The sequence below is a fragment of the Parabacteroides johnsonii DSM 18315 genome (genome assembly GCF_025151045.1).
Taxonomy (GTDB): Bacteria; Bacteroidota; Bacteroidia; order Bacteroidales; family Tannerellaceae; genus Parabacteroides; species Parabacteroides johnsonii.
The window spans coordinates 3,506,265-3,519,748 of the sequence record NZ_CP102285.1 but is presented as its reverse complement, the minus strand read 5'-3'; the positions used below and the strand labels follow the sequence as shown (position 1 = coordinate 3,519,748).

At 47.8% G+C, this 13,484-nt stretch carries 11 protein-coding genes; 1 reads left to right on the top strand and 10 read right to left on the bottom strand.

The window, feature by feature from the left end:
• Nucleotides 1-4: 4 nt before the first annotated feature.
• The 6 genes from porL to NQ564_RS14660 form a co-directional block, all read right to left on the bottom strand.
• Complete coding sequence (gene porL, locus NQ564_RS14685; protein WP_008146437.1) at nt 5-1,075, bottom strand: type IX secretion system motor protein PorL/GldL; 1,071 nt, start codon at nt 1,073-1,075, stop codon at nt 5-7.
• 52 nt (nt 1,076-1,127) lie between these two features.
• A complete protein-coding gene (gene porK, locus NQ564_RS14680) occupies nt 1,128-2,555 on the bottom strand; it encodes a T9SS ring complex lipoprotein PorK/GldK (protein WP_008156334.1) in 1,428 nt (475 codons plus the stop codon).
• Nucleotides 2,556-2,558: 3 nt separating this feature from the next.
• Nucleotides 2,559-3,509 carry a PorP/SprF family type IX secretion system membrane protein gene (locus NQ564_RS14675; protein ID WP_008146434.1) on the bottom strand — a complete coding sequence of 317 codons (951 nt, stop codon included), beginning with the start codon at nt 3,507-3,509 and terminating at the stop codon, nt 2,559-2,561.
• 115 nt (nt 3,510-3,624) lie between these two features.
• Nucleotides 3,625-4,938 (bottom strand): ATP-binding protein, encoded by a 1,314-nt coding sequence (locus NQ564_RS14670; protein ID WP_008146433.1) that lies wholly within the window; start codon nt 4,936-4,938, stop codon nt 3,625-3,627.
• A gap of 178 nt (nt 4,939-5,116) precedes the next feature.
• Complete coding sequence (locus NQ564_RS14665) at nt 5,117-5,338, bottom strand: DUF2795 domain-containing protein (RefSeq protein ID WP_005633363.1); 222 nt, start codon at nt 5,336-5,338, stop codon at nt 5,117-5,119.
• A 73-nt stretch (nt 5,339-5,411) separates the two neighbouring features.
• Nucleotides 5,412-5,975, bottom strand: a complete 564-nt coding sequence (locus tag NQ564_RS14660) for a cob(I)yrinic acid a,c-diamide adenosyltransferase (protein WP_008146419.1) — start codon at nt 5,973-5,975, stop codon at nt 5,412-5,414.
• Nucleotides 5,976-6,590: 615 nt separating this feature from the next.
• On the opposite strand from NQ564_RS14660, the gene NQ564_RS14655 reads away from it, so the two are divergent.
• On the top strand, nt 6,591-6,971 hold the full coding sequence (locus tag NQ564_RS14655) for a hypothetical protein (protein ID WP_227963165.1): 381 nt from the start codon (nt 6,591-6,593) through the stop codon (nt 6,969-6,971).
• 57 nt (nt 6,972-7,028) lie between these two features.
• Here the strand turns inward: NQ564_RS14655 and NQ564_RS14650 are convergent, their stop codons facing one another.
• The 4 genes from NQ564_RS14650 to NQ564_RS14635 all read right to left on the bottom strand — a co-directional run bounded on the left by NQ564_RS14650 (nt 7,029) and on the right by NQ564_RS14635 (nt 13,429).
• The gene (locus NQ564_RS14650) at nt 7,029-7,820 is read right to left on the bottom strand and encodes an O-methyltransferase (RefSeq protein ID WP_008156338.1); all 792 of its coding nucleotides are present in this window, start codon (nt 7,818-7,820) and stop codon (nt 7,029-7,031) included.
• Nucleotides 7,821-7,916: 96 nt separating this feature from the next.
• The gene (locus NQ564_RS14645; RefSeq protein ID WP_039848024.1) at nt 7,917-9,242 is read right to left on the bottom strand and encodes a TolC family protein; all 1,326 of its coding nucleotides are present in this window, start codon (nt 9,240-9,242) and stop codon (nt 7,917-7,919) included.
• A gap of 44 nt (nt 9,243-9,286) precedes the next feature.
• Nucleotides 9,287-12,322 carry an efflux RND transporter permease subunit gene (locus NQ564_RS14640; protein WP_008146409.1) on the bottom strand — a complete coding sequence of 1,012 codons (3,036 nt, stop codon included), beginning with the start codon at nt 12,320-12,322 and terminating at the stop codon, nt 9,287-9,289.
• A gap of 9 nt (nt 12,323-12,331) precedes the next feature.
• Complete coding sequence (locus NQ564_RS14635) at nt 12,332-13,429, bottom strand: efflux RND transporter periplasmic adaptor subunit (protein ID WP_008146408.1); 1,098 nt, start codon at nt 13,427-13,429, stop codon at nt 12,332-12,334.
• Between the last annotated feature and the right edge of the window lie 55 nt (nt 13,430-13,484).

Genomic DNA, 13,484 nt, shown 5'->3' with positions numbered 1-13,484 from the left:
TCGATTACTTCATTGGGTTGTTTGTATACGGAGTTTGCTGCTGATATCCGTACGGTTGCTGATAGGCCTGCTGGTAATTCTGCTGCTGTGCGGGCTGCGGTTGCTGCTGTTGGTAAGCAGGCTGCTGCGGCTGTGCAGGTTGCTGATACCCCATATTGACCGTCATGGCCTGTAACAGGCGGCTGTATACCTGGTTCAATTCGGCCAACTGTCGCGTCATCTTTTCCGTCTCGTTACGGAACACGGAACTGTCGACAACGGAGCCGTCATACATTTCGCGAATACGGCTCAAACCACTGTTGATGTGTTCGATCGATTCGATCTGTGAGCTGATGCTCTTCAACTGTATCTCGTAGATCGTGTTCAAGCCGGATATGTTGCGGTTCAGCATTTCCATCTGCTGCACGTAACCGCGGGAATTCTGGTTGATGCCATCCGAATTATCCGTAATGCTCTTATACGAGTTCAAGAGCGTGTCGGAAACGTCGGTCAGCGAATGGGTCACCTGGCTGAAACGCTCCATATTCTCGGACATGCCCGAAAGCTGTTCCAAGTATTTCTGCGTCGCTTCCGTCAGCTCCGCCATTTTGGAGATCTGTTCGGCGGCACCACTCAGCTTCTTGATACTGTCGGAAAGGTTTTTCGTATCTTCTTCGCTCACATCCAGGCCGAGACTGCCCAGTCCGGAAGCCTGCTTGCCGCTTAAATTGATTTTCAGCCCGCCAGCGATCTCGTCGTCGGTCGTATTCTCCGGCGAGTTGACCAGATTGGACATAGGCGTATTGGCGAAATCCGGACGGTCGAGCGGATTCTTCGATTTCAATACCGGGAACACTTCTTCCCAGTGATATTCATTGAATGGCTTTTCAAATGCGGAGATAAAGAATACCAATGCCTCTACCGTCATGGCCACAAACAGGATCTGGTTACCATACGGCAAGTGCAACAATTTGAACAAGGCGCCGATAATAACGATGGAGGCACCCCAGCTATAACAGAAATTCAGTACCCGCTTGCCTTTTTCACTGGCGAGGTACATTTCTACTCTGTTTTTATATCTTCTATATTTTCCCATAATATAATGTATATTCGTTAATTAGAGAGGGCGGGCGAACCCCGCCCCTGCGTTATTTTTTACCTTTTGCTCTCGAAAAACCGATTTGTGTGCGGGCGCAACGGAAACCGATGTATGAACGGGTTTCGTTCTGGTATTCGAAGGTGCGCATATCCGAACGGATGAACTGTGCCACGTCTTTCCAGGAACCGCCTCGTACGACCTTCTTTTTCATGGCGTACGGGTCTTCTTTCGCGGCATTGTAGCGCAGATCCGGGTTCATGTCGCTCATCTGGCTCGGTCCGGATTCGGAATAGGAGGTAGATGTCCATTCCGCCACATTGCCGGCCATGTCATAGAGGCCGAATTCGTTCGGAGCGAAAGAGCCGACACGCGAAGTAATCAGGTGTCCGTCTTCTGTATAGTTGCCTTTGCCCGGCTTGAAGTTGCCTAAGAAGCAACCTTTTCCGCTCACCAGTTCGTCACCGGCCCACGGATATTTGTTTTCGTTCTTGCCTGTACGGGCGGCATATTCCCACTCGCCTTCGGTCGGCAGGCGGAACGGTTCGATGGCCTGTCCGCTGGGGAAGTTCAGAGATTCCTTGAACAGGTTGGTGCGCCATACGCAGAAAGCAGTCGCCTGTTCCCAAGAAACGCCTACCACAGGATAATCGTCATAGCCCGGATGCGAGAAATACATACGCATATAAGGTTCGTTGTAAGCATTATTGAAATCGTTCACCCAGCAACTTTCGTCCGGATAGATATTCACGATACGGGTATGAAGGAAATCCCATGGTCCGCTAAGCTGGCGCGTGATGGTCTCGTTCACGATCTCGCCTTCCTCGGTGATGTAGGCCGTATCTTTGGATATCATGATCACTTCGTTGGGATCGACCTGTATATCGGTGTTACGCACGCGGGCTGCCGGGTCCAGGTTGTGTTTGCGAAGGGCAGCCGACGTATAGTCGTACCATTCGTAACGGTAGACCATCTGTTTCGGGTCCAACGTCTTTTCGCCGGTCACCGGATTGACGGTATAGACGCTTTCGATTGCCCGGATCTCGTCTTCATTGGCACGTTTCCAGGGAATCGGACGGCTCCAATCCAGATGCGGGGTAACCGGTTCGCCGTATCGATCTTCGGTAATCTTAAACAGGTCATTGCCGCCATAAGCCGGGTCGGCCAGACGCTCGCGGATAATGGAATCGCGCACCCAATACACGAATTGGCGGTATTTGGCATTCGTCACCTCTGTCTCGTCCATCCAGAAAGCATCGAAAGAGACACCTTTCGTTTCCGGATTGATTCCCCACAAGGAATCCTTATCAGCGGGTCCCATCTCGAATGAGCCTCTTTTGATCAGAACCATCCCGTAAGGGGCAGGTTCGTTAAATGCAACCGATCGTACCCCCGTCACTTCGCCCCCGCCACCGGAAAGGGTTTTGCCACATGAGGTAAACAGGGTTACTGCCGCAAGTACTAACAATACTTTTTTCATATACTATAATATACGTACACTTTTATGTCTATTCTTTCCTGACTTCGATTTTTTCAACTTCAACTTGTAGCTCACTACCAACTCGTGGCTTCCACTCGTGGCTTTCAAGATGGGTATGGTAGAGATCGGAAAATCATACGCATATCCTACCTGGAAACTCCCGATCTTGGCTCCTAACAACAGGATCAGCGACTCATTCACACGCCAGGAAAAACCTCCGTTAAACATCTTATTATAAAACAGCCGGGCGGTTATGTCCGCTTGAAAAACCTGCATGTCTGTTTTCAGGAATACAGACGGCTGTAATTCATACAACGGATTTCGAAACTGAATATTGTATCCGGCTATCAAATTATATGTACTGGCGAGATACATGGAAGAATAATCGTCCAATGAGATCTCTGTCTTGTTCAAGTGCGTGACGCCTAAACCGGCATAGAGGTTCTTGCGGTGATAGTAAAGCCCGGCATTCATGTCGAAGCCCATTCCGCTTGCCTGTGTTTTTGGAATCGCTTGGTCTTCCTGTTGGTGGAACTGGCTGGTTGGATAAAAGACCTTTTCTCCGTCAAACGACTGGTTTACCATTCCGAACTGCATTCCGATACTGAGTGTGCCGCCAAACAGTTTTTGTTTATAGGCATACTGCAAATTGACATGTGTATTGACGAAAAGCCCAATTCCTTCGGTAAAGACGACCATCCCGACGCCATGATTGGTCTTCCCTATCTTCAGCGGCATATCCGCATTGATGAAGAAGGAAGTCGGCGCCCCGTCGATCCCGACATATTGCAAACGGGACATTGCCAACATATTCAAGTCTCCCGTAACACCCGCATATGCCGGATTATAGTAACCCAGCGCCATAAAATACTGGCTCAACTGCGAGTCGTATTGCGCCCGCGCTCCCGTGAGGCCGGTTACCAAAAGGATAATAAGCAGGAGATATTTGTTCATTCGATTTTGCTATAACAACTATAAAAACAGGCAAATTTACTCGCCTTTATGAAAAAATAAACGAAAAAGAAAGAGATAAATTGTATATCAGGTCATTCTTCTTAAATAAAAAATCTTATATCATTAACAGTTTTTCAGTCCAATCTGCAAGAAATATGGGGAGATTAAGAATCGTACCATCTCGTTTCAGGTTGTTCATGGAAAAACGCAAAGCCAATCCGACAGCGAAACGATCAATGTATATTCCAAGGCTTTTACCACCCAAACGAATACCGGTTTTAACTTCCACAGGAAGTAGTGACATATTGTTTTGTAACAGGAAATCCACCTCTGCGGTCGCTTCGGATGTCCAATATCTCGGCATTGCATCGAAATGCGCAACGAAGGACTGCAACACCATATTTTCCGCCATTGCACCTTTGAACTCAGTATAAAGCGGATTTTCTGTCCAAAGTACATCTGCCGGAAGTTGTGCCATGACACGAAGTAAACCCCCGTCACACAGATAGATTTTAAATGCCGAAAGGTCGTCGTATGCACTCAACGGCAAACCAGGTTTGGAAGAACAGAAGATACGATATATCATTCCTGCGTGCTCTAACCACAATAGCCCATCCTCATATTCTCGTGCTCTCGCTCCTGTTTTGACAAGTTTATAGACAAACTTTCGATTTTCCTTTGCCAACTGAGACGGTATTGAGTTCCAAATAGCAGCAATGCGCGGAATATCCTTTCCTGGGGCATGCTTGGCAAAGTCCAAAGAGTAGGCCATCAGAATCGATTTCTGAATATCTTCAATCTCTTGTATTCCTCGCTTTTCAAGCATAGCAGTAACTGCAGCAGGCATTCCTCCGCAAACCTGATAGCGGCGATATGCCTCTCCGACACGGCCCATGACTATTTCGGGCAATGGGGCTATCTCCGTTAAATTTTCCAGATATTCGTACATTTGTGGCGTATCGGCACGCAGAAATTCCCGGAACGTAACCGGATACATTCGCAAAAATTCTACTTTGCCGACCGGGAACGAATCTCCCTGCGAGAGAGACACTCCTAATAAAGATCCTGCCGCAAGGATATGATATTCGGGAGTTTCTTCGCAGAAATATTTTAAACTGTTCAGAGCCTTGTTGCTCTGCTGGATCTCATCGAAAATAATCAATGTCCGTTCCGGTTCGATAGGATATTCCGTATAGAGCCGGAGAATATCGATTAACCGTCCAGGGCTTTTCGTATTCTCGAACTCTCGGCATAATTCCTCCGATGCATCGAAGTTAAAGTAGGCAACGTAGTCGAAATACTCCTCTCCGAACTTTCGCATGATCCACGTTTTTCCAATCTGACGTGCTCCCTGAATAATGAGCGGTTTACGTTCAGGTCGCTGCTTCCATTTAAGCAAAGCGGCCATTATATCTCTTTTGATCTCCATATTATATTCGCATTTTTCGTTCGTAAATCACATTTTTCCAATATGATTTGTGCAAATATACACATTTATGTAAGATAAAACGTGGAGCAACAGTCCTTTCCTATAAAAACACCAGCGCGACAAACAAATCATACTTGTTTATCGCGCAGTTTCTTAATTTTAATCTATTTAAATGAGATTAATATTCCTCCTCATTGAAGAAAAAGTCTTCTTTACTTGGATAGTCGGGCCAGATATCTTCCATGCATTCATAAATCTCACCTTCGTCTTCCATTTCCTGCAAATTTTCAATCACTTCCAGTGGCGCACCAGAACGTTGTGCATAGTCAATCAATTCATCCTTGGTTGCAGGCCAGGGTGCGTCTTCCAGTTTTGAAGCTAACTCTAATGTCCAATACATAGCTGTCAAGTATTAATAACCACCTTACGGCGGTCAGGTTCTCAAATTTTCCGCAAAAATAAAACAATATTCTTTAGATGCAAGTATAATCCCAGATAATTTCTTTGCCATTATTCCGTATGCATTCCTTACGTGCCAGAACAAACAGATAATCAGACAATCTGTTCATGAAAACCAGGACAGGTTCTTCAACCGGAATTGTCTCTGCCAAACGGTAGATCTGGCGTTCGGCACGCCGGCAGACTGTCCGGCACACATGCGCCAAAGAGGCCGGGCGGCTTCCTCCCGGCAAAATGAAGTTGCGCATCTTGGGCAGTTCGTTATCCAGGCGGTCTATTTCCCGCTCGATACGGGTGATCGTTTCCGGCATCACCTTACTTTCTATTTTCAGCTCCGTGTTTTCCTGATCGGTTGCCAGATAGGAACCGATCGTAAACAACTTGTGCTGAATAAACAGCAGGAAGTCCTGATCCGCTTTCTCTTCGAGCGAAGTGATCAACAATCCGATAAACGAGTTCAGTTCGTCGACCGTACCATAGCTCTCGATACGTTGGTGCGCTTTCGACACCCGTTCGCCGCCAACTAAGGAAGTGGTTCCCTTGTCGCCGGTCCCTGTGTATATAATGCTCTTTTTCATATGACAATAACTTATCGTTTTATTATATAATCGCACATCCTTGCCAGATGTTGCAAAAAGAGTACAATATTCGTCAGATTCCGGGATTTGTGCAAGGATTCGGATTATTTATTTTATCGGAAAGAAAGAATTGCAGGATCGACGCTTTATTACTACTCCTTACTTATTGTGTAATTTTCCGAAATATCCGTTGGTCCAAATCGAAACAGTAGTGCATGAAATTTGAATTTTTATCCCTTATATTTCAAATTACCTGCAAGGGTAATATTTTTTAACAAACAGATATTCTGTTAAATCGCTGAAAACTATGTAGATATGTATATTGGCATTTTGAAAGGGGTTGTTGTAAGTTTTAACATAACTGAAGGATGTATATAGATGAATCTAAAGATGGGAAATCTGACATTCTGGTAAATTGTTTATCAGGATATATTTATTGTATAGCAGCAACAAATTTGTTTTATTGATTTTAATGTTATTCCTTTGCTTTTATACTGATAATTAATTACTTTTGAGAATTATTAGTTTGGATGCTAAATCGGAGTCCAAGATATCCAGTATGAATTTAAAAATCATTTTTTGATTGATGCTGCTCTGTTATATCAAGCGAGGAGAGTGAACATCGCTTTTCAAGAACAAGGGTTTGATCCTGATATTAATTATGGCGAGCAGCAGCCGGGCGGCGCTATTTATGATAATACAAAATTATTTAACGGACTATCTTTGAATGTTGTCGCCGGTTATAAACTATGGAGAGGGCTAAAGGCCGGAATTGGAGTGGAACCGACAGTTTATTTCAATACGAAAGCCAAAGCCAATTTGGAGGATAATAAATTCGATATTCCTCTTGTTGTGAAAGTCGGTTATGATTTCAACTGGTTTCAGGTCGACCTGTCTTACAAAAATGGATTTAAACGGATTTATTGGAATCATGTAGTCGGCAATACGGAAACAAGGGATCTTCAATTATCGATTTTTGTCCCGATTTTCAAATAATATTGCCGGAATACGGGCAACCTTTTTAGGGGTAACTGCTTGTGTCCGGATAAAGAGTCAGAAATAAACGATATAATCTCTTTTATGTAACTTCTTGTTGAAAAACACGATTCCCATTGAATACAGGTCGATTGTTACCGTTACTTCGGGATGACTGCATACTTTCTGCCAGAACTCGCGCATTTTGCGGCTGGCTTTGATACCTTCGAAGACAAAAACCGTATCGCCGTGCACATGTTTTAGACAGGTCTCAAACAGCCAGCTATTGTTTTGCTGCTCATACAGGGTATTGAAAAAGACAAAATCGAGTTGCTCCATGTCTTTCAAGGCTTTTGGGAGTAAATCTTTATATCCTCCGACACGCAGGTCGACTGGGTTACGGGCGGCTTTGCTGAAAGCGATACGGGCGATGGAGGCAAACTCCGGTACGTTTTCCAGAGCGATACATTTCAGATCGGATGCATATGAAGTCAGATACAAAGTGGACAGGCCCATAGAGGGGCCAATCTGAAGGATATGCTTCGATTTGAAATAGTTGGCAAGACGGAAAAGCAAGGCGCCGTGCTTGGGCCGTATCGCTTCGCGTTCGACAATCCGGCCGATCGTGCGGCGGCGCATCTTCCCCTTTTGCTGGCGGTCGGGATAAGTGATCTCGCCATTCTGGAAAAGCAGTTGCTTACGGATCAGTTCGATGTCGTAGAAGCTATAGTATTGGCAACGCTCCTCGATCACTTTCGTGATCAGGTTGAAGACAAAGGGGGAATGAACCCCGAAGCCTTTGCGGTAACGGATGCCTCTGTATAAAAGTATGCCTTTTCTTAGTGAATTAGCTTTGGGGATGATGCGCATGATTTATGATTTATGATTTATGATTTATGATTTATGATTTGTGAACCTCGATCATAAATCATAAATCTAAAATCATAAATCGTTAACTCTGCAAAGTTAATCATTTTCATGGAACATATCCATGATCTTTCCGCTAAGCTGCAAAAGGGAGATTTCGCATATCTTGGTGGAATATTCGGCGATGGATTGGCGCTCTTCTGCTTCCAGCAGGCTGTTCTGGGCTTCACGCAATTCGATACCGGACAGGTCACCCAGTTTATAGCGGTCGATCGCAATCCGGTAATTCTCCTGTGCCGCGACTAAATTCTCTTTTTCCAGGCTCCACAAGTCCAGGTTGTTGCGATAAGCCATCCAGAAATTGCTCATATCGGCTCGCAATCCCAGTTCCAGCTCTTGCGTACGCAATTCCTGGTTCTGAATCTGTATCCGGGCATTCCGTTGTTCACGTTTCCGGTTGAAACCGTCGAAAACGTTGATGCCGACCGTCACTCCGTAGTTGAGTCCGAGGCGGCGCTGGAGGTCGGTCGTTCCTACTTCGTACCAGTTCGCCGTATAGCCGTATCCGGCATTCAGTTTGACGTACGGATAGTTACGGCTCTTGATCTTTTTGTAGTCCAACTCGGAAATCACCTGGTTCTTCTTGGCGATCAGCAGGGAAGAATTGGAGGTAAGCGTGCTCTTCCAGAGTTCCACTTCATCTAAAAACGGGTTGGGAGTAATCAGGGAGTCCTTGATCTGTACCTGTTCCTCCACATCTTCCAATGCCATCAGCCGGTTCAGGCGGATACGGGAAGTATGCACTTGTTCCAACTGGTTCAGGACATTGGAACTGTCGGCATTGAAGTCGACTTGTGCCTGCTGGAGATCGAGGCGGGACATCGAGCCGATATAATACCGTTCTTCCACGATACGCAGACGTTCGCGAGACAGCTCCAATGTGGAACGGAGGTTACGGAGGCGGATCTTCTGGCGGATCAAGTTGTAGTATTCGCTCGAAAGGTCGGCGACGAAATCCTCGATCGTCATCCGGGTGTTCAGTTCGCCTAAGTTCTGCAATTCTCTCAGTTTGTCGTAAGTAGCCTGTATGCCTAATCCGTCGAAGACGGTCCAGTTCACATTCAGGCCGACGTCTGCCGTCTCGTTGTGGACACCGTTTGTTTTTTCCGTCGTTCCGTCGGACAACTTGTTATTGTTATTATTAAGCGTGCCGCTGAAGCCGCTGCTCAGATCGACGGTCGGCAGGTAACCGGCATTGCCGGGAGTTGCGTTGTTGTCGCTGATCTGTTGTTCGTTACGGATGATGCGGATGGAATAATTGCGTTCCAATCCGGTCTGGATGCAGTCATCCAGGCTGAACACTCGTTGCGCCCCGGCCGGAACGACCGCAAATACTATACATATTAATAAAAGAATCCTTTTCATATTTTGAAATTTTATCTCATGAGAGTATGTCTCACTCTCAACTTTCAACTTTCAACTTTTTTCCGTCTGTCGGTAGAAATAAAGCTGTACATCGCCGGAACGATAAACAGGGTCAGGAATGTCGAAACGATCATACCGCCCACTACGGCGATACCCATCGCGATACGTCCTTGTGCCCCTTCGCCCGAAGCATATACCAGCGGAACCAATCCTAAGATCGTCGAAATACTGGTCATCAGGATCGGACGCAGACGCTGTGTGGATGCCGAGCGGATCGCTTCTGCCATGCTCAATCCCGCTTCCTGGCGTTGGTTGGCAAACTCTACGATCAGAATACCGTTTTTTGCCACCAGACCGATCAGCATGATGATACCGATCTGACTGAATATATTCATGGTCACGCCTGAATAGCTCATAAAGATCAACGCCCCCGCAATAGCCAGCGGAACCGTGAACATCACGACCAGCGGATCTTTGAAACTCTCGAACTGCGCGGCCAGGACCAGATAGATCATGAACAGCGCGAGGATCATGGCAAACATCAAACTGGACGAGCTTTCGCGGAACTCTTTCGACTCGCCCGACAGAGCCGTACGGAAACTGTTGTCCAACGTCTCCGAGGCGATGCGGTCCATTTCGTCCAGGCCGTCACCGATCGTATAGCCCTTGTTGAGGCCGCTGGAAACCGTTGCCGACACAAAGCGGTTGTAACGATACAACTGAGGCGGGGCAACGTCTTCTTTCAGCGTGACGAGGTTGTCCAGCTGGATCATCTCTCCGGCATCGCTGCGGACATAAATGGATTTCAGGTCCAACGGCGTGTTGCGCTGTTGACGGTTGATCTCGCCCAATATCTGATACTGTTTCCCGTTCATGTAAAAATATCCCATACGCTGGCCGCTCAACGCATATTGTAGTGTCTGGGCAATCGTGCGGGTGCTGACACCCAATGAAGAGGCTTTGTCGCGGTTGATCTCGATACGGGCTTCGGGTTTCGTAAACTTCAGGTTTACATCCGCCATTTGGAACACCGGGCTTTCGCTTACCTTCTGCATAAAAGCGGGCAAATATTCCTGTAGTTTCTCTAAGCTGGTCGCCTGTAAGACATATTGTACGGGCATACCTGCGCGACGTCCCCCGAAAGTTGACTGTTGCTGGACGAAAGCACGTGCTTCTGTCTTGCCGCGTACATTCTTCGACAGCACGTCGGCAATCTCCATCTGCGAACGCTCACGATCTTTGATGTCGGGGAGCAAAATGGTGATATATCCGTTGCTGTTATTCGCACGAACCGTCAGGGCTTGCCGCTCGGGAGCCAGCGTGTCGGCCATGGCGGCCACTTGGTCCGTAAAGTCGCGGATGAACTCGAAAGTAGCCCCTTCTTGTGCGCGTATATTGATCGAAATGGATGAACGGTCTTCCAATGGAGAAAGCTCGGAGCGGATGGTCCGCCAGAAATAACCGATGGAACCGAAAAGGATCACGACAATCGGTATGGACCACCACTTGTGGTTCAGGAATGCATTCAGCGACTTCGCATAGATATTGTTCATGCCTTCGAAGAACGGTTCCGTTTTCGTGTACAGCCAGCCTTTGTTCTCGCGTTTTCTCAGTAGCTTGGTCGCCAACATCGGCGTAAAGGTCAAAGCCACAAAGGAAGATATTGTTACGGAGCCGGCGATCACGATACTGAACTCCTTGAACAAGCGTCCTGTCATACCTTCCATAAAGACAATCGGGAGGAATACGGATACGAGTGTTACCGTTGTAGATACGACGGCGAAGAATATCTCTTTCGCCCCGTCTATACCGGCCTCTTTCGGTTCCATTCCCTGCTCGATGCGGACGTAGATGTTCTCTGCCATCACGATCGCGTCGTCCACCACCAATCCGACCGAGAGCACTACTGCCAACATGGTCAACACATTGATGGAGAACCCGGAGACATACATCACAAAGAATGCTCCGACCAATGATACGGGGATGACGACTACCGGGACAAGCGTCACACGCCAGTCGCGTAGGAACAGGAAGATAATCAATACCACGAGTAGAAAAGCCACATAGATGGTTTCCTCCACTTCTGCGATGGAAGCCCGGATGAAGCGGGTATTATCGTACACCATTTCGACCGTTACGTCTTCCGGCAGGTCTTTCTTCAACTGCTCGATACGTTGGTAGGCTTCATCGGCAATTTCGATCTGGTTGGCGCCCGGTTGCGGGATGATGACGTCGATAACCATCGGTTCGCCGTTCTTGCGCATCACGCTTCGCAAATCTTCCGGGCTTACCTCGGCTCGCCCTACGTCTTGGAAGCGGATGATATTGTCGCCGTCACGCTTGATGATCAAATCATTGAATTCCGTTGCTGTATGCATCAGTCCTAACGTACGGATAGACAAGTCGATCGTGTTCCCTTCAATGCTGCCGGAAGGAAGCTCGACATTTTCGGCGTCCACCGCGTTCTTCACATCCAGTGGGGTAACTCCGTAGCCGGCCATTTTGATCGGGTCCAGCCACAGGCGCATGGAGTAACGCTTTTGTCCCCAGATGTCCACGCCACTCACGTTCGGAATGGTCTGAAGCCGTTCCTTCACCGTCAGTTCGGCGATTTCACTCAGCTCCATCAACGAGCGCTTGCTGCTTCGAATACCGATTTGCATGATCGGGGTAGCGTCGGCGTCTGCTTTTGATACCGTCGGCGGGTCACAGTCGCGAGGCAGGTAACGCTGGGCACGCGAAACTTTGTCGCGTACGTCGTTGGCCGCCGTTTCCAGGTCGACCGAGAGTTCAAACTCTACTGTGATACGGCAACTGCCCTGGCTACTGACGCTACTTAGCGAGCGAATGCCGGGAATACCGTTGATATTCTGTTCGAGCGGCTCCGTGATCTGGTTCATGATGACTTCGGCGTTGGCTCCCGGATAGGTTACGTTGACCGAAATGATCGGGTTGTCCACACTTGGAAACTCACGGACACCTAAGAACTTATAACCGATCATCCCGAACAACAGAAGGATGATCGTCATCACGGTCGAGAGTACCGGCCTCTTTATGCTGATTTCAGAAATATTCGCCATGCTGCTTTGTTACTTCAGGTTATCGATCGATACTTTCATTCCCGTACGAAGCTGCATCACGCCGGATGTAATCACCGTGTCACCCACGCTCAGCCCTTTCAATACCTGGACCTGGCTTTCTGTACGGAGCCCTAAGATAATCTCGGCAGGTTCGGCCACGCCGCTCTTATACAGGTAGACGATGTTCTTTCCCATTTCCGGGATCAGTGCCTCGCTGGGGATCGCCAATGCGTCTTTTATGTCACGGCGGGTGATTTCGACAGAGGTGTAGCGTCCCGGCACGATCGACTCGTCCCGGTTCGGATAGGTCGCACGCACTTTCAACGAACGGGTTGCTTCGTCGATTTTACTTTCTACGGCATAAACGGTTGCTTTGTAGTCTTGCATCATGCCGACAGACGAGTTCATCCTGAACACGATCGGCGTACCGTCTTTGATGTCGGCAGAATAGCGTTCGGGAACGGAAAACTCGATTTTCAGGGGAGATATTTTTGTCAGCTTGGTGATAACGGTCGAGGGAGAGGCATAGGCGCCTTCGCTGACGTTGCGGAGGCCGATAATCCCGTCGAACGGCGCCCGGAGTTCGGTCTGGGCGATGTTGGCTTTTACCAGTTCGATGTCTGCCATCAGCTTTTCATATTCAGTAGCCACCTGTTCATAGGCCTCCTGGCTGACCGCATCTTTTTCCAAAAGCGTATGCTGGCGGTACACACGGTCCTTGGCTAAAGGCACCTGCGCTTCCAACTTCTTCAGTTCCGCCTGTAATGGCTTGTCGTTGATCTTGGCAAGTAGGTCACCGGATTTCACATGCGTACCTTCCGTAAAATAGATGGCCACGATCTTGCCCGACGATTCGAACGAGAGGTCTACCTCTTCATCCGGGATCGTACTGCCGGTTACAATGGTCTTATCGGTAAGGGACTGATATTTCAGTACTTCCGCATTAATATTCAAAACTTGTTTCCGAACTTGGCTTCCGGCTGGCGGAACCACTTCGGCAGCATCTTTTGATGCTTTCATACGGCTTTTAATCTGCGGGTAAGCGATCATCCCGGCAATCATCAAAACAATCGCAGCCGTCACGCTCCACTTCACTCTCTTCGTCATATTTTCCAGGTATTCTACTTAAAAACACTTATCGACACGTAAATATACACAAGTA